The sequence below is a fragment of the Enterobacter sp. BNK-8 genome (assembly GCF_048685095.1).
Classification (GTDB): Bacteria; Pseudomonadota; Gammaproteobacteria; order Enterobacterales; family Enterobacteriaceae; genus Enterobacter; species Enterobacter quasiroggenkampii.
The window spans coordinates 3,277,702-3,293,666 of sequence record NZ_JBLQTN010000001.1; the positions used below are offsets into that span (position 1 = coordinate 3,277,702).

Here is a 15,965-nt window from a genome sequence, read left to right on the forward strand (position 1 = left end):
GGAGTATAACATGAAGGCGCCTTTGTTGTTATGCAACGGTTGGAGCAGGCGTCACGTAACGTTATACTGCTTCTCTTTCTTATTAAGACAACTGTCGATGCCTATATGCCTGTTTTCGCACTGATCGCCCTTGTTGCCTACTCTGTCAGCCTCGCGCTGATCGTTCCCGGACTGCTGCAAAAAAACAGCGGCTGGCGGCGCATGGCTATTCTTTCTGCGGTCATCGCACTGATTAGCCACGCCTTTGCGCTGGAATCACGCATCATCCCCGGCGACGGCAGCGTGCAAAACTTGAGCGTCCTCAACGTCGGCTCGCTGGTCAGCCTGATGATCTGTACGGTAATGACCATCGTCGCGTCTAAAAATCGCGGCTGGCTGCTGCTGCCGATTGTCTACACCTTCGCGCTGATCAATTTGGCCCTCGCCACCTTTATGCCTAATGAGTTCATTACGCATCTGGAGGCGACGCCGGGGATGCTGGTACACATCGGCCTGTCGCTCTTTGCCTACGCGACGCTGATTATCGCCGCGCTTTACGCCATGCAGCTCGCCTGGATTGACTACCATCTGAAAAACAAAAAGCTGGCCTTTAACCATGAAATGCCGCCGCTGATGGTCATTGAGCGTAAGATGTTCCATATCACCCAGGTGGGGGTGGTGCTGCTGACGCTCACGCTCTGCACGGGCCTGTTTTACATGAAGAACCTGTTCAGCGTGGAGAATATCGATAAAGCGGTGCTCTCCATCATCGCGTGGTTTGTCTATATTGTCCTGTTATGGGGCCATTATCATGAAGGCTGGCGCGGTCGTCGCGTGGTCTGGTTCAACGTCGCGGGTGCGGGCATTCTCACCCTTGCCTATTTTGGCAGCCGCTTCATACAGCAATTTGCTGGCTAAGAAACAAAGGAGTTCCCCCTGGAACACATCTCTACCACCACGCTGATCGTTACGCTGATCGTCATGGTGGTCATCTCCGCCTATTTCTCCGGCTCGGAAACCGGCATGATGACCTTAAACCGCTACCGGTTACGTCATCGTGCTAAACAGGGTAACCGTGCCGCCCGTCGCGTTGAAAAGCTGCTCCGCAAGCCGGATCGCCTGATAAGCCTGGTGCTCATCGGCAACAACCTCGTCAACATTCTGGCCTCCGCCCTCGGCACCATTGTCGGGATGCGCCTGTACGGTAACGCCGGGGTGGCGATTGCCACCGGCGTGCTGACGTTCGTGGTGCTGGTGTTTGCCGAAGTGCTGCCGAAAACCATCGCCGCGCTTTACCCTGAGAAAGTTGCCTACCCGAGCAGCTTCCTGCTGGCACCGCTGCAGATCCTGATGATGCCGCTGGTCTGGCTGCTGAACATGGTGACGCGCGTCCTGATGCGGATGGTGGGAATCAAAGCCGACGTCACTATCAGCAGCGCACTCAGCAAAGAGGAATTGCGCACTATCGTGAATGAATCCCGCTCACAGATTTCCCGGCGCAATCAGGACATGCTCCTGTCGGTGCTGGATCTGGAAAAAGTGAGCGTGAACGACATCATGGTGCCGCGTAACGAAATCGTCGGTATCGACATTAATGACGACTGGAAAGCCATCGTTCGCCAGCTGACGCACTCTCCGCACGGGCGCATTGTGCTGTACCGCGACTCGCTGGATGACGCCATCAGCATGCTGCGCGTGCGCGAAGCCTACCGTCTGATGACCGAGAAAAAAGAGTTCACCAAAGAGGTGATGCTGCGCGCCGCCGACGAGATTTACTACGTGCCGGAAGGAACGCCGCTCAGCACGCAGCTGGTGAAATTCCAGCGCAACAAGAAGAAGGTCGGCCTGGTGGTCAACGAGTACGGCGATATCCAGGGGCTGGTGACGGTCGAAGATATTCTGGAAGAGATTGTCGGGGACTTTACCACCTCAATGTCTCCTTCCCTCGCGGAAGAGGTCACCCCGCAAAACGATGGCTCGGTGCTGATTGACGGAAGCGCAAACATTCGTGAACTCAACAAAGCCTTTAACTGGCATTTGCCGGAAGATGAGGCTCGCACCATTAACGGGATGATTCTGGAAGCGCTGGAAGAGATCCCGGCGGCGGGCACGCGGGTGCGCATTGAGCAGTACGATATCGATATCCTGGACGTGCAGGACAATATGATCAAGCAGGTGAAAGTCCTGCCCATTAAACCCCTGCGCGAAAGTATCGCGGAGTAAGGTTGTAGGCCGGGTAAGGCGAACGCTGCTACCCGGCACTACGGATAGCGAATTACGCTTTCGCTTTCGCCACGGTCACCATCGCCGCGCGAATGGTACGGCCGTTCAGGGTGTAACCTTTCTGCATTACGCCCAGCACTTTACCGGCTTCAATCTCTTCAGATTCAACCATTGCAATCGCCTGGTGAACGTTTGGATCCAGCGGAACGTCGGTATCGGCAATCACTTCCACGCCAAACTTACGCACCACGTCGAGCATGGATTTCAGCGTCAGTTCGATACCTTCGATCATTGCGGCGTTGTCCGGATTCGCTTTGTCAGCCACTTCCAGCGCACGATCGAGGCTATCGATCACCGGCAGCAGTTCGTTGACGAATTTCTCCAGCGCAAATTTATGCGCCTTCTCAACGTCCTGCTCGGTACGGCGACGCAGGTTTTCCATTTCCGCCTTGATGCGCAGAACACCATCGCGTTCGCGATTCTGTGCTTCTACCAGTTGGGCTTCCAGATTCGCAATTTTTTCATCGCGCGGGTCCACCTGCTCAGCAGATGCGTCTGGCTCTACAGCCTCAACTTCATCGTGCTGTTCCGTGATAATTTCTTCAGGGGCTTGCCCCTCAGGCGTTTTCTGTTCTTTACTACTCATGAATTTCTCCGCGTTTTTCTGCATTCATCTCGCTAACTTCGCTTATTATGGGGATCAGTTTCCGGGATTCAAGGGAACAAGACAGATTGTCATCATTCATCAGGCACAAGGACCTCCAGAAAATGAATAATCATTTCAGGTGTATTGGGATCGTCGGGCATCCGCGTCACCCTACCGCACTAACGACACATGAAATGTTGTATCGCTGGTTGTGTAGCAAAGGCTATGAAGTGATGGTCGAGCAGCAGATTGCCCAGGAGCTGCAGCTGAAGAGCGTCAAAACCGGCACGCTGGCGGAAATTGGCCAACAGGCCGATCTCGCCGTGGTGGTGGGCGGTGACGGCAACATGCTCGGCGCGGCCCGCACGCTGGCGCGTTATGACATCAAGGTCATCGGTATCAACCGTGGCAATCTCGGTTTTTTAACCGACCTCGACCCGGACAATGCGCAGCAGCAGCTGGCAGACGTGCTGGAAGGCCATTATATCAGCGAAAAACGTTTTTTACTGGAAGCGCAGGTGTGCCAGCAGGACTGCCAGAAGCGCATCAGCACCGCGATTAACGAGGTAGTTCTTCACCCCGGAAAAGTGGCGCACATGATTGAGTTCGAAGTCTATATCGACGAAATCTTTGCCTTCTCCCAGCGTTCTGATGGGCTGATTATCTCGACACCGACCGGCTCAACCGCCTACTCGCTGTCTGCCGGCGGCCCAATCCTGACCCCCTCTCTGGACGCCATTACCCTGGTGCCGATGTTCCCGCACACGCTCTCCGCCCGCCCGCTGGTGATCAACGGCGACAGCACGATCCGTCTGCGCTTCTCGCACCGCCGTAACGACCTGGAGATCAGCTGCGACAGCCAGATTGCGCTGCCGATCCAGGAAGGTGAAGATGTGCTTATTCGCCGGTGTGATTACCACCTGAATTTGATTCATCCGAAAGATTACAGCTATTTCAATACATTAAGCTCGAAGCTTGGCTGGTCAAAAAAATTGTTCTGATTTAGCATCCAGGACTTTACTGTATATAAAACCAGTTTATACTGTATGAAAACACAGTTATGGTTTTTCATACAGGAAAACAATTATGCTGGCACAACTGACCATCAGCAACTTTGCCATTGTTCGTGAGCTTGAGATCGATTTCCACAGCGGCATGACGGCGATCACCGGGGAAACCGGTGCGGGTAAATCCATTGCCATTGATGCCCTCGGCTTGTGCCTTGGCGGCCGCGCCGAGGGCGACATGGTGCGCATGGGCGCAAACCGTGCCGACCTGTGCGCCCGCTTCTCCCTGAAAGACACCCCTGCAGCTCAGCGCTGGCTGGAGCAGAACCAGCTTGAAGATGGACGTGAGTGTTTACTTCGCCGTGTGATCAGCAGCGACGGTCGCTCACGCGGCTTTATCAACGGCACGGCGGTCCCGCTCTCCCAGCTTCGTGAACTCGGCCAGCTGCTTATCCAGATCCACGGCCAGCACGCGCATCAGCAACTCGTTAAACCCGAACAGCAGAAAGCGCTGCTGGATGGCTATGCGGGTGAGTACGCGCTTACTCAGCTTATGGCGGAGCACTATCGCCAGTGGCATCAGAGTTGCCGCGAGCTCGCTCAGCACCAGCAGCAAAGCCAGGAGCGCGCCGCCCGTGCGGAGCTGCTGGAATACCAGCTCAAAGAGCTGAACGAATTTAACCCGCAGGCGGGTGAGTTTGAGCAAATCGACGAAGAGTACAAACGCCTGGCGAACAGCGGCCACCTGCTCTCAACCAGTCAGAATGCGCTCAACCTGCTGGCGGATGGCGAAGACGTGAACCTGCAGAGCCAGCTGTATAACGTCCGTCAGCTGCTTACCGAACTGGTCGGCATGGACAGCAAACTGTCTGGCGTGCTGGATATGCTGGAAGAGGCGGCCATTCAGATCTCTGAAGCCGGTGACGAACTGCGTCACTATTGTGAGCGTCTGGATCTCGACCCGAACCGTCTGTTTGAGCTGGAACAGCGTATCTCCCGTCAGATCTCGCTGGCGCGCAAGCACCACGTTACGCCGGAAGAGCTGCCGGGCTACTATCAGTCTCTGCTGGACGAGCAGCAGCAGCTTGATGATCAGGCTGACTCGCTGGAAACCCTCTCTCTGGCGGTGAGCCTGCATCATGAACAGGCGCTGGCGACGGCGCAAAAGCTGCATGAAATTCGTCAGCACTATGCTCAGGAGTTAAGCCAGCACATTACCGACAGCATGCACACGCTGGCGATGCCGCATGGCGTCTTCACCATTGACGTTCGCTTTGAAGAGAATCACCTGACGGCGGAAGGTGCGGATCGCATCGAATTCCGCGTCACCACCAACCCGGGGCAGCCGCTGCAGGCGATCTCCAAAGTGGCCTCCGGCGGTGAACTGTCGCGTATTGCGCTGGCGATTCAGGTGATCACCGCGCGTAAAATGGACACCCCGGCGCTGATTTTCGATGAAGTGGATGTCGGCATCAGCGGCCCGACGGCGGCGGTGGTGGGTAAACTGCTGCGCCAGCTCGGCGAATCCACGCAGGTGATGTGTGTCACCCACCTGCCACAGGTCGCGGGCTGTGGCCATCATCATTTTATCGTCAGCAAAGAAACCGACGGTGAAATGACCGAAACGCACATGAAGCCGCTGGATAAACGTGCGCGTCTGCAGGAGCTGGCACGCCTGCTCGGCGGCAGCGAAGTCACGCGTAACACGCTCGCGAACGCGAAAGAACTGCTGGCGGCATAAACTTTTTCGGGATCTCAGGGTCATACAGAACAACAAAAACGCCGCCAGACCGGTTTCAAAGTGGGGCAAGGTCTATTATCATCGGCATATTACATATGAGCCGCGTTCTGCTCGGGCCCGAAAAGGAATCAAATCACTATGCGTTGTAAAATGCTGACCGCTGCCGCAGCGGTTCTTCTGATGTTGACCGCAGGCTGTTCCACTCTGGAGAAAGTGGTTTACCGTCCTGACATCAACCAGGGGAACTACCTTACCCCTAACGATGTGTCCAAAATCCGCGTGGGGATGACACAACAGCAGGTCGCTTATGCACTGGGAACCCCGATGATGTCCGATCCGTTCGGCACTAACACCTGGTTCTATGTATTCCGTCAGAAGCCGGGCCATGAAGATGCGACCCAGCAGACCCTGACGCTGACCTTCAGCAGCGCCGGTGTGTTGACCAACATCGACAACAAGCCTGCCCTGACCAAATAATCCGGTGTCAGAAATGCAAAAAGGTGCTCATTGAGCACCTTTTTTGTTTTGTGTTGATCCCCTCGCCCCTTTGGGGAGAGGGTCAGGGTGAGGGGAAGAAAGCGCTACTTACTGGCCTTCTCCGCGCGCTGACGACGCAACTCTTTCGGGTCGGCAATCAGCGGACGATAAATCTCCACCCGGTCGCCCTCTTTCAGCACATCGCCGAGCTTCACCGGACGGCTATAAATCCCGACCTTATTCTTCGCCAGGTCGATATCGCTGCGAAGCTCGAGGATGCCGGAAGCACGGATGGCCGCCTCAACGGTCGCCCCCTCTTCCAGCGTCACGCGCTGCAGATACTGCTTCTCCGGCAGCGCGTACACCACTTCTACAGCAATCTTATACGACACTGTAAACCTCTTTGGCGCGGGTGGTGAACGCCTGGACCATATTCGATGCCAGCTCTTTAAAGATGCGGCCAAACGCCAGCTCAATCAGCTTACTGGTGAACTCGAAGTCCAGATGGAACTCAATGCGGCAGGCGTCAGCGCTCAGCGGCGTAAACTTCCAGCCCCCCATCAGGGTCTTAAAGGGACCATCCACCAGATGCATCAAAATACTCTGATTGCTCGTCAGCGTATTACGGGTGGTGAACGTCTTGCTGATCCCCGCTTTAGAGACATCCACCGCCGCGGTCATCTGCGTCGGGCCGGACTCCAGAACGCGGCTCCCGGTGCATCCCGGAATAAACTCTGGATAAGACTGAACATCGTTCACTAACTGATACATTTGTTCCGCGCTGTAAGGCACAAGCGCAGTACGGCTAATCTGAGGCATAGCATTTCCCATGGTCACACAACGGACAAATAATAACATTTATCACCTGTTAAAAAAACGCTAAGCCTCATCTCGTGCTAAGATAGCGCGTTAGACCTCACAGGACGCAATGAGGTGACTTTTTGAAATCAGATTACCGACGGCTTTACGACACCTATGACGAAGAAAAAAGCACATAAACCAGGCTCGGCGACCATTGCGCTCAACAAGCGTGCTCGCCACGAGTATTTCATTGAAGAAGAATTCGAAGCTGGCCTTGCGTTGCAGGGCTGGGAAGTAAAATCGCTACGCGCCGGGAAAGCCAACATTGGCGATAGCTACGTGATCCTGAAAGATGGCGAAGCCTTCCTGTTCGGCGCGAACTTTACGCCGCTGACCGTCGCCTCTTCACACTACGTGTGTGACCCAACGCGCACGCGCAAATTGCTGCTGAACAAGCGTGAGCTGGAATCCCTCTACGGACGCATCAACCGCGAAGGTTTCACCGTGGTCGCCCTGTCGCTGTACTGGAAAAACGCCTGGTGCAAAGTGAAAATTGGCGTCGCGAAGGGTAAAAAACAGCACGACAAACGTACTGACCTGAAAGAGCGCGAATGGCAGCTGGACAAAGCGCGCATTATGAAAAACGCAGGACGTTGATTCTGCACACTTATTGTACTATTCAATAAGTTAGCGTTCCGGGCTGGTATCCAGGAAGTGAAATCTGGTATACTCAGTTCAACACTATTGGGGCTGATTCTGGATTCGACGGGATTTGCGAAACCCAAGGTGCATGCCGAGGGGCGGTTTGCCTCGTTAAAAGCCGCAAAAAAATAGTCGCAAACGACGAAAACTACGCTTTAGCAGCTTAATAACCTGCTCTGAGCCCTCTCTCCCTAGCTTCCGCTCTTAAGACGGGGATCAAAGAGAGGTCAAACCCAAAAGAGATCGCGTGGAAGCCCTGCCTGGGGTTGAAGCGTTAAAACTAATCAGGCTAGTTCGTTAGTGGCGTGTCTGTCCGCAGCTGGCGTGCGAATGTAAAGACAAACTAAGCATGTAGTACCGAGGATGTAGAAATTTCGGACGCGGGTTCAACTCCCGCCAGCTCCACCAAAATTCTCCATCGGCGATCACCAGAGTCGACTGATGAAGTCCTGAAAGCCCGCACGGCGCAAGCCCTGCGGGCTTTTTTGTACCCTCAACATGTCCCGCGAAGTCCGTAAAATTTCCCGGCGACACAGAAACATAACGCCATTAAACATTGTTTTTCTCATGCTCAATAAGCCATTCTTTGCGTGAAATCCCCCCTCCATAACCTGTCATCGCCCCATCTTTTCCAATTATCCTGTGACAGGGGATGACAATCGCAATCCGGTTGGCACCGTTAGCGGCAGCGACGGCGCGCACCGCATTTGGCTTATTAAGCCGTAGTGAAATGGCCTGATAGTGTGAGGTCTGTCCATAGGGAACAGCACGCAACACATGCCAGACGGATTGTTGAAAATCACTGCCCGGAGCATCTAAAGCCAGATCAAACTGTCGGCGCGTTCCGGCAAAATACTCGCCGATCTCTTTTACTGTCTGCCGGGTATGGCTGTTTTCGCCGGTGACGATTCTGGCGTTAAATAAACGCTGAATATCGCGGAATTCTGTTTCTAACATCCGGCGATCGGTAAACTCCAGCAGACAGACTCCCCGCTCTGTCGCGCAGACAAACATCGGTCCAAGCGTCGTGGTAAACCGGTGAATGACTATCACCTGGGTTGCCTGAGTCGGCGCTGCGCCAGTAAGCCGCTTGTAGGTATAACCAAAGCCGCTCAGCGATTCATAGCCATTGTCCAGCGCAACATCAGTCGCCGTTCGTCCACTTTTTAGCTCCTGCAGGGCAACGTTCACCCGCTGCATTCGCTGGAAAGCCTGAAAAGTGATGCCGTGATGTTGCAGGAACCAGCGCCTTACCCGCTCCGGGCTGATGCCATGCTGACGAAGCTCCGCGTCTGCTACACGGGATTTGATATCGCGCCTGACAAGCGCAAGCGCCTGCTCAACGAATAATGGCGCGCTGTGCGCATTTTCCGCAGGTCTGCAGACCTTACAGGGACGAAAGCCCTCCGCCAGGGCAGATTTGGCATCTTTATAAAATTCGACATTTTCGCGCTTGGGCTTTCGCGCCCGGCATACCGAAATGCAGAATACGCCAGTGGTTTTGACGCCAACAAAAAACACGCCAGTGTAGTCTGAAGCACGTTCAAGTAATGCCTGATACCAGATATCACACAGATTTTTATCGGTTATTTTCATCGCCAAAAAGTCCTTCAAACGTCTGACGAGATCGGATCGCATGCATGACATCAGTCAGCGTTGACTGCATCGCTGAATGAACAAAATTGCCCATTGAAATGCGGCTTACCCCTGCCCGTTTCAGCCTGTCGAATGACGGAAGATCGGGCATACACATGACATTCAAAGGTAACCCCGTTGCCTCTGCAATGAGGCTGATGTCTTTCTCTGACGTCAGGCAGGGAACAAAAAAGCCGTCAGCACCTGCAGCTTTATAGCGTTGACCCCGTAATATCGTCTCCTGCAACGCGTCTTCATGTCCGAGCAGGTACGTGTCAGTCCGGATGTTCAGAAACAGGCTGTAATTTTCGCTTCTCAGCGTATCGCATACTGTTCTCAGGTTACGGGAAAAATCAGAGGCATCGTCAAGCTGACGAACCCCGTTTATGACTCGGCTGTCTTCGAGGTTAACGCCTGCGACGCCTGTCTGAGCAAGGCGCCGCAGATTGTCTGCTATCTCTTCGGCTGAATCACCATACCCTGCTTCCATGTCAACGCTCAATGGCAGACTGCTGGCAGCCCGGATCCGGGTGACCATATAAAATAACTCATCAAACGGCACTCCCTGCCCGTCGTCATATCCCAGTGTGGACGCTATAGCTGCACTGGACGTTCCCAGAACCTGGTAGCCTGCTTTTTGCGCTGCGACAGCACTGGCGGCATCCCAGACGTTGGCGATAAGAAGAGGCTCATGCTGATAGTGGCGTTCTGCAAAGTTCATATTCATATCCTCTCGATAGATTGAAAATGAATCTAAGCACTCAGGAAGAACCTCACAACCGAAATTCAGACGACCATTTTTTAGCAAACGTCGTCTGAACATGGGTGCGGAACAGACCAAACCTTTTAAGGTCAGGTTCTGGCTTCGAGCATGGCAATAACCGCCCAACGTGCCGCATCGTCTGCGATATTTTCCGGCAGCGCATCAGCCCGCAGAGTGATATAAGCATCAACAGCCTTTCTGATGGCCATGCTAACGGAATCACGTTCGTGCGTTGCCAGCGTCGAAGTCAGCAGGGCATCAGGATCAATGCTGAGGAATTCGATGCGGCGAACCCCACGTTGCGGTAGATTTGCTCGACGGTATAGCATCGGCCCCAGCACTTGCTCCCGGAAGAATGCCAGCATGCCTATCGCTTCAAAGAGTTCTCCCCTTTCCAGCTTCACGACCGCGTAATGAAGCCAGATCCAGGCTCGGGACTCAAACCACTCCGGCGTCATGTTGGGCCAGTGAGCGCTAAATTTTGCCAGCTGGCGCTCCAGAGCCAGGTTATCACGGGTAAATAACACCGCTGGCTCCTCAACGCGTTGAGTGAGCATTTCGAGGGTGACAAATTTCAGATCGACATGAAGAAGTTCGGGGCCATACAGGCAGATAAGCAGACGAGGCTCTCCCACATGTTCCCCGGTGAAAGCATGGAGCAGGTGACCCAATGTTCCGGCGAACACAATACGCTGAGCCATGATTTCGTCATAATAGAGAGGGTCTACCACAACGACAAAATCGAGATCGGAGTATTTATCGAACCCGCCATGAACAAGCGAGCCGCCAGCGAGAAGGGAGTGAATCCGCGAATCAGCCTGAAATTTAAGCTTGAGTTGCTCTGCAAAACTTCTGTGTAAATCGGGTAACGTACTAAGCATACTTTTTCCTATTCACAAAAAAGACAAAGCATTACAGAGTATCGCGCTGTTTATAGGCAGGCCAGATATTTTTTGCAGGAACAATAATGTCCTGAGAGGGTTCTCCCGATGCGTTATATTGCCCTGTAAACTCGGAGAAATTTCTTACCATCGTCGATTACTCGGATATCTGACTAGCATAGTCGTACCAGTAAAGGTAACAAAGCAGTCCTTATGAGATTATGACACGGCCCTCTGCGTAGCCCTTGCTCTGCAAGAACATATGCAAACGAGTAAACATTGTTATATGCTTTTGGCCGGTGCTGGCATAACGCGTTCATGAGGATATATATGGACATTTCACTGCTTACAGGACAACAGACAAACGCATGGTCAGCGACCATGATTAATCTGGAAGCACGTAAACTCATTAATACCGCAAATAGGGTAGCTGCTGACCATCTCAAAGATGGGCTCACCAGAATTCAGTTTATGGAAGACATTAAGTCTTTTATCACTGAGCAATTTTCTCTTGCCCGCAGAGCGACATCCGACGAAGAAGGGATTTCCTATATAAAAAATCTCAGGGCAGAGAACGAAAATCTTCTTGAACAAGATCGCCTGCTCAGAACGAAAGCAGCGCAGCTTTATGCAAGGGTTGAGTTCATTAAGGAAAACAATAAAATTGTTGGCTATGTCATTTCCGCTGTACAGGTTGTTTTTGCTGGGTTACAAGCCGCAGGTGGATTACTCCTTGCGAGCTCGATGACGCCTGTCGGTGTGTTGTTAGGTGCCACACTGGTGATTGATGCGGCTAATACCGTATCCAGAGAAGTGAATAATCAATTACTGAACAAACCTGATTCGCAGGGATTTGTTGCTGACACAGCAATGTCGGTTGCAGAGTTTATGGGATTTCGCGGTGAGACTGGTCTGGCTGCGTATAAAACGGTAAGCCTTGCTGCAAATGCGTACAGCGTATTCGGCTTACTTCGCAAACCGGGTTCCTGGCGTCTTTTTTATTTTATGCGCTCAGATTTTTACAGAAAAATGGACTCTATGAGTCGGCCAAAACTCACCATGAAAATCATCGGATATGGCATAAACGCAAAAATTGTTTTTGACTTGCTGTCTATTGATAATAATCCTGCTTAAAACGCCAGGCTTTATACGTTAATTTGAGGGGAGTCATCCAACAGAAGATACCAAAGATAAACACTACAGCAATGCCTGATGAGATGATATTTTCTCGGGAAGCAAAGCATACCGCCAGGATGAACAGAACCGTAAGTACGACGGAAAGAATGATTGTCCCTTTAAACCGATTTGAAAGCGCAGGAAGCAAAATATCCAGCGTCGAATGCTGAGTATCCACATAACGTTTAAGCTTTTGCAGCTCTTCTTTTGTGAAACCCGACCTAAGCAACGCTTCTTCTGTTATCGCCATGACATTCCTCTCCTTCTAATCAGAGCAAGTATACCGTGATCTTTGCAAAAAAAAACCGACCTACGGGCCAGTAGTTGATATTGTTAACCCCATGACATTGACAAATATCAACACCTTCTTCCTCCCTCCTGTGCAAAATTACCCACACCACCCCGCGCTACGGAATAGCCGCTTAACCCGGAAGGAACGCCACCATGTACAGACCCATAACCGTCATCATATTCATTCTCCTGACGCTCGCCGCCCTCGCGGAAATAGGCGTTTTATCCTTTGGATAATCCTCAGGCGAAATATCTCTCATCAGGGCATGTTGATCTCATTACAGTTTTTTCCTAAAGCCATCCCGTTTCGCCTGTGCCATGCTGAATCACGCTCATAACCGATAACGTTAAATGAGGATATTATGAAAAAAACAATTATCGCATTATCTGCCGTTCTGCTGGCTTCCCCAGTATTTGCTGCGACCACACATGCAACTGACGATACCGTCGCGGCGGCGAACGCAAACGCCAACGAGGCGAAGCAAAAACTGCACGAAGAGCAGAACAAAGGTGAAGAGCTGAAGCTGAAACAGAAGCATGCTGCGGAAGGCAAGAGCGAGAGCCTGCGCAGCAAGGTCAGCGAAGATTCCCAGAAAGCCTGGCATAAAACCAAAGAAGGCACCGAGAAAGGGTGGGATGCCACCAAAGAAGGCGCTGAGAAAGGCTGGAACAAAACCAAAGAAGGTGCCAGCGAGCTGGAAAAGAAAGTCACTGAGTAAGTCGTTATACTCACGAAAAGGTCGCGCTTGCGGCCTTTTTTATTTCTTCGAATATAATTAGCACCTCAGGCGTTTACGCAGTGCGCACTTATCGGAGAAACCACTATGTATCGCCTTTTGGCCTTTCTGACCGTTCTGCTGTTATGCCCTTCCCTGCATGCTGCCCCGAAAAGCTACCTTATCGACTCTGATAACACCGCCATTCGGCTCTCGTGGCATGCCTTCGGCGGCATCCTCTCCTGGGCAACGTTCAGCGGCGTAACGGGTGCCGTGGCGCTCAATCCGGATAACGACGTTGACGACCACATCCACGTCACCATTCCTGTGGCCACCCTGGTGGCCTCAAACAAGCTGCTCACCTGGCAATTAAAAAGCGACATGTTTTTTGATGCGGAGCACTACCCGACCATCGAGTTCATCAGCTCTCGCGTGGTCGTCCAGGGCGCCGGACGGTTCAGGGTGTTCGGCACGCTGACCGTACGAAACATTGCCCGGCCGGTGATCCTGGAGGCCGTGGTGAAAGACCCGCATGCGCAGGCCCCCACGCTGGACGCCACCACGGCGATCTCGCGCGCGTCCTATGGGATGGATAAGTTTGCGCTGGTCGTTGACGATCGTATTGCCATCGCCATTGCGATTCAGACGAACAAGGTGCCGTCACCCTGAGATCAGGCGCTGTAGCTGCTCCGCGTGTTCCCGCAGATAGGACGGCGGGTTGCGGCCAATCAGGACAAACTGGTAGCCCGCTTCCAGCCACCACGCCAGGTTCATGCTGTGCCGCTGCTCCTGTCGGAGCGAGGCCGTCGCCTTCTCATCAACAGGCGAAATACAGAGGGCCATCGGGCCGTAGTCGGGGTTGATCCAGGCAATCTGCGCGATAGACGTCGTTTCATAGCGCAGCATGCGCACCATTTTAAGCTCTGCCCCCTGCAGGGTAAGCTGCGACAGGTTTAGCGTCATGCCGATGTCCTGCCCGGCCCGTTCCAGCCCGCGCTGCAGAACCGGCGTTGCGCTGTCCATATCCAGCAGCGTCTCGACGCTGTACAGGGACATATATTGCGCTTCGAGGTCGCGGATATGGGCGTTCTCATCCTCTGGGCCAGCAGCAGGCCGCAGCAGGTAGCCCAGCCCGGAGCCGACCAGCAAGAAACTGACCGAGGCGGCGATCAGCGCCCGTCGGCTGACGCCAGTCGGCGTGGCGGACTGCGGGTCGGGAAGTGCCGCAAGACGCGCCTGCATCGTCTCAAGAGGCGCGTCATCCAGCAGGGAAGCAAACGCCCCGGCGTAATCCTGGCTGCTTTTCATCAGTTCATCGGTTCGTCCGGCGAGGCGTTCGTCACACTTTAACTGTTCTTCAAACTGCTGCGCGTCGGCGCGACACATCTCGCCATCTATCCAGGCCACGATGGCGTCGTCGTTATAGGGCGGTGTAAAACGGTGCGCGTTCAAGAGCGGTTCTCCTTTACCGGAGGGAGTGCGTCAGCGGATCTGGCAAGCCGAGCCCTCGCCGTCGCCAGCCGGCTCATCACGGTACCGATCGGCACCGCCAGGGTCTCCGCCGCCTCCTGGTAGGTAAAGCCTTCGACATAAACCAAAAATACCGCGTTGCGCTGGGCTTCAGGCAGCGCGTTAACGCGCTGCATTACCTGAAGGTAATGCAGGCGCGTCTCATTCTGTCCGTGGGTGTCCGGCGCCAGCAGCTCGTCGCTGGGAAAAAATCCCTGCCCCTGTCGAACGTGTCGTGCCCGAAGCTCAGAGATCCAGATGGAGTGCAGGATCGCGAACAGCCACCTGTCGATGCGCGTGCCCGGCGTATACTGGCTGCTTCTTTCAAGCGCACGCACGCAGGTGGACTGAACCAGCTCTTCGGCGATATCCCTGTTTCGCGACAGCACCAGCCCATAGCGCCAGAGACGCGGCAGGAGTGCGGCGAGCTGTTGACGAACCTCACGGGTTGCGATGGGTTTTCCCTCCACGAGATAATCAGGATTCCGGGTGTCCATTGATGGCGGCCTGCAGGTCACGGTACTCCTCGCAGGACTGGCCACAGATACCGGCAATCACCTTCAGCTGTTCTTTCGCGAGGTCCGGGCGTCCTTTCACCATCCATGCTTCACCGAGATACTCCCGGGCTTTGGCATAATCCGGCGCGATAGCCAGCGCGCGCTGGTAGTAACCAATCCCTTCGTCCGTGCGGCCCAATTTGCGCGTGGCGAACCCGCGATAGTTCCACGCTTCAGCCGTATTGCCATTTTTCAGCGAATCAAGCAGATTCAGCGCCGCCTGGTACTCCCCTTTCTTCGCGAGATGGTACGCGTAGTTGGTTTTGTCCTGGTCGCTGAGGCTGCTGCTCTTGTCCGGCACGCATTTCTGCGTGGCGCTGTCATACACCTGTCCGGAAGGACAATCAGGCGTTTTGCTCTCGGTACTATTATTGCCCATGGCCAGCGCCAGTGGAGACAGCAGGGAAAAAATCAGCACCGGGATCAAACGAAACGAGGTCGTGTTCATACAAAACTCCAGGGTAAATGGGGAGTGACGTCAGTAAACGTCCGGCTGACGATTTTTATTCATTCTTCGGTGAATTTTTTTTCTGTCCTGAAGTCCTGCCCGCGCCTCAGTCGGAAAGAAAATAAATCAGCTTATTTTCTCTTTGCTTACCCGTTATTATTGCTTACGCGTGATAGCAGAGTTTTAACCCTGTACAAGAATATATTTCATTACCTCAATGACATAATATATCTTACATCAAAAACGTTACCCTAACTTAAACACACGTTAAGCCCGCTTAAACAATAACGCTTAACATGTTATTTAAAATGCTCCCTACCAATTATCATACTGGGTCGTAAACGTTAAATAACAGCGCCATCACAATAAATAAAAAGCATGTAAAAACAAAAAGATAACAAATATGAATTATA

The 15,965-nt window shown here is 53.3% G+C and carries 19 protein-coding genes and 1 other RNA gene; 10 read left to right on the plus strand and 10 right to left on the minus strand.

Annotation, left to right across the window (positions count from 1 at the left end; genetic code table 11):
• Positions 1–105: 105 nt before the first annotated feature.
• Together ACMGGU_RS15790 and ACMGGU_RS15795 are read left to right on the plus strand one after the other, a co-directional pair.
• Positions 106–897 (plus strand): cytochrome C assembly family protein, encoded by a 792-nt coding sequence (locus tag ACMGGU_RS15790; protein ID WP_420300715.1) that lies wholly within the window; start codon positions 106–108, stop codon positions 895–897.
• An 18-nt stretch (positions 898–915) separates the two neighbouring features.
• Positions 916–2,202 carry an HlyC/CorC family transporter gene (locus ACMGGU_RS15795; RefSeq protein WP_420300979.1) on the plus strand — a complete coding sequence of 429 codons (1,287 nt, stop codon included), beginning with the start codon at positions 916–918 and terminating at the stop codon, positions 2,200–2,202.
• 52 nt (positions 2,203–2,254) lie between these two features.
• Here ACMGGU_RS15795 and grpE read toward each other — a convergent pair whose 3' ends face one another.
• Positions 2,255–2,848 (minus strand): nucleotide exchange factor GrpE, encoded by a 594-nt coding sequence (grpE, locus tag ACMGGU_RS15800; RefSeq protein WP_032646909.1) that lies wholly within the window; start codon positions 2,846–2,848, stop codon positions 2,255–2,257.
• Positions 2,849–2,970: 122 nt separating this feature from the next.
• Here grpE and nadK point away from each other — a divergent pair, with 122 nt between their 5' ends.
• The 3 genes from nadK to bamE all read left to right on the plus strand — a co-directional run bounded on the left by nadK (position 2,971) and on the right by bamE (position 6,073).
• On the plus strand, positions 2,971–3,849 hold the full coding sequence (gene nadK, locus ACMGGU_RS15805; RefSeq protein ID WP_008502500.1) for an NAD(+) kinase: 879 nt from the start codon (positions 2,971–2,973) through the stop codon (positions 3,847–3,849).
• An 85-nt stretch (positions 3,850–3,934) separates the two neighbouring features.
• Positions 3,935–5,596, plus strand: a complete 1,662-nt coding sequence (gene recN / locus ACMGGU_RS15810) for a DNA repair protein RecN (RefSeq protein ID WP_048029282.1) — start codon at positions 3,935–3,937, stop codon at positions 5,594–5,596.
• A 138-nt stretch (positions 5,597–5,734) separates the two neighbouring features.
• Positions 5,735–6,073 (plus strand): outer membrane protein assembly factor BamE, encoded by a 339-nt coding sequence (bamE, locus tag ACMGGU_RS15815; protein ID WP_008502502.1) that lies wholly within the window; start codon positions 5,735–5,737, stop codon positions 6,071–6,073.
• Positions 6,074–6,177: 104 nt separating this feature from the next.
• On the opposite strand, the gene ACMGGU_RS15820 is transcribed toward bamE, so the two are convergent.
• Both ACMGGU_RS15820 and ACMGGU_RS15825 read right to left on the minus strand, forming a co-directional pair.
• Entirely contained in the window at positions 6,178–6,465 is a 288-nt protein-coding gene (locus ACMGGU_RS15820; RefSeq protein ID WP_420300716.1) for an RnfH family protein, read from the minus strand.
• Positions 6,455–6,892 carry a type II toxin-antitoxin system RatA family toxin gene (locus ACMGGU_RS15825; protein ID WP_420300717.1) on the minus strand — a complete coding sequence of 146 codons (438 nt, stop codon included), beginning with the start codon at positions 6,890–6,892 and terminating at the stop codon, positions 6,455–6,457. Before ACMGGU_RS15825 ends, ACMGGU_RS15820 begins: the two co-directional genes overlap by 11 nt.
• 156 nt (positions 6,893–7,048) lie before the next feature.
• Between ACMGGU_RS15825 and smpB the strand changes: the two genes are divergently transcribed.
• The gene (smpB, locus tag ACMGGU_RS15830; protein WP_024908331.1) at positions 7,049–7,531 is read left to right on the plus strand and encodes an SsrA-binding protein SmpB; all 483 of its coding nucleotides are present in this window, start codon (positions 7,049–7,051) and stop codon (positions 7,529–7,531) included.
• Positions 7,532–7,620: 89 nt separating this feature from the next.
• Positions 7,621–7,984: a transfer-messenger RNA gene (ssrA, locus tag ACMGGU_RS15835) on the plus strand.
• Positions 7,985–8,125: 141 nt separating this feature from the next.
• On the opposite strand, the gene ACMGGU_RS15840 is transcribed toward ssrA, so the two are convergent.
• The 3 genes from ACMGGU_RS15840 to ACMGGU_RS15850 form a co-directional block, all read right to left on the minus strand.
• Complete coding sequence (locus ACMGGU_RS15840; protein WP_420300718.1) at positions 8,126–9,172, minus strand: bifunctional transcriptional activator/DNA repair enzyme AdaA; 1,047 nt, start codon at positions 9,170–9,172, stop codon at positions 8,126–8,128.
• Complete coding sequence (locus tag ACMGGU_RS15845; RefSeq protein ID WP_420300719.1) at positions 9,156–9,932, minus strand: isocitrate lyase/PEP mutase family protein; 777 nt, start codon at positions 9,930–9,932, stop codon at positions 9,156–9,158. The genes ACMGGU_RS15840 and ACMGGU_RS15845 overlap by 17 nt, the downstream gene beginning before the upstream one ends.
• Positions 9,933–10,063: 131 nt before the next feature.
• Entirely contained in the window at positions 10,064–10,855 is a 792-nt protein-coding gene (locus ACMGGU_RS15850) for a nucleotidyltransferase domain-containing protein (protein WP_196352661.1), read from the minus strand.
• A 330-nt stretch (positions 10,856–11,185) separates the two neighbouring features.
• On the opposite strand from ACMGGU_RS15850, the gene ACMGGU_RS15855 reads away from it, so the two are divergent.
• Positions 11,186–11,989 (plus strand): DUF4225 domain-containing protein, encoded by an 804-nt coding sequence (locus tag ACMGGU_RS15855; RefSeq protein WP_048226669.1) that lies wholly within the window; start codon positions 11,186–11,188, stop codon positions 11,987–11,989.
• Here the strand turns inward: ACMGGU_RS15855 and ACMGGU_RS15860 are convergent.
• A complete protein-coding gene (locus ACMGGU_RS15860) occupies positions 11,967–12,281 on the minus strand; it encodes a hypothetical protein (protein ID WP_045909269.1) in 315 nt (104 codons plus the stop codon). The genes ACMGGU_RS15855 and ACMGGU_RS15860 overlap by 23 nt on opposite strands.
• Before the next feature lie 403 nt (positions 12,282–12,684).
• Here ACMGGU_RS15860 and ACMGGU_RS15865 point away from each other — a divergent pair, with 403 nt between their 5' ends.
• Both ACMGGU_RS15865 and ACMGGU_RS15870 read left to right on the plus strand, forming a co-directional pair.
• Positions 12,685–13,041 carry a hypothetical protein gene (locus ACMGGU_RS15865; RefSeq protein ID WP_420300720.1) on the plus strand — a complete coding sequence of 119 codons (357 nt, stop codon included), beginning with the start codon at positions 12,685–12,687 and terminating at the stop codon, positions 13,039–13,041.
• Positions 13,042–13,146: 105 nt separating this feature from the next.
• Entirely contained in the window at positions 13,147–13,707 is a 561-nt protein-coding gene (locus tag ACMGGU_RS15870) for a YceI family protein (protein ID WP_420300721.1), read from the plus strand.
• Here ACMGGU_RS15870 and ACMGGU_RS15875 read toward each other — a convergent pair.
• From ACMGGU_RS15875 to ACMGGU_RS15885, 3 genes are read right to left on the minus strand one after another with little or no spacing between them, the layout of a single operon-like run.
• Positions 13,699–14,490: an anti-sigma factor family protein gene (locus ACMGGU_RS15875; protein WP_414456198.1), complete on the minus strand. Its 792-nt coding sequence runs from the start codon at positions 14,488–14,490 to the stop codon at positions 13,699–13,701. The genes ACMGGU_RS15870 and ACMGGU_RS15875 overlap by 9 nt on opposite strands.
• The gene (locus tag ACMGGU_RS15880; protein ID WP_420300722.1) at positions 14,487–15,044 is read right to left on the minus strand and encodes a sigma-70 family RNA polymerase sigma factor; all 558 of its coding nucleotides are present in this window, start codon (positions 15,042–15,044) and stop codon (positions 14,487–14,489) included. Before ACMGGU_RS15880 ends, ACMGGU_RS15875 begins: the two co-directional genes overlap by 4 nt.
• The gene (locus tag ACMGGU_RS15885; protein ID WP_023294382.1) at positions 15,025–15,552 is read right to left on the minus strand and encodes a tetratricopeptide repeat protein; all 528 of its coding nucleotides are present in this window, start codon (positions 15,550–15,552) and stop codon (positions 15,025–15,027) included. The genes ACMGGU_RS15880 and ACMGGU_RS15885 overlap by 20 nt, the downstream gene beginning before the upstream one ends.
• Positions 15,553–15,965: the final 413 nt, after the last annotated feature.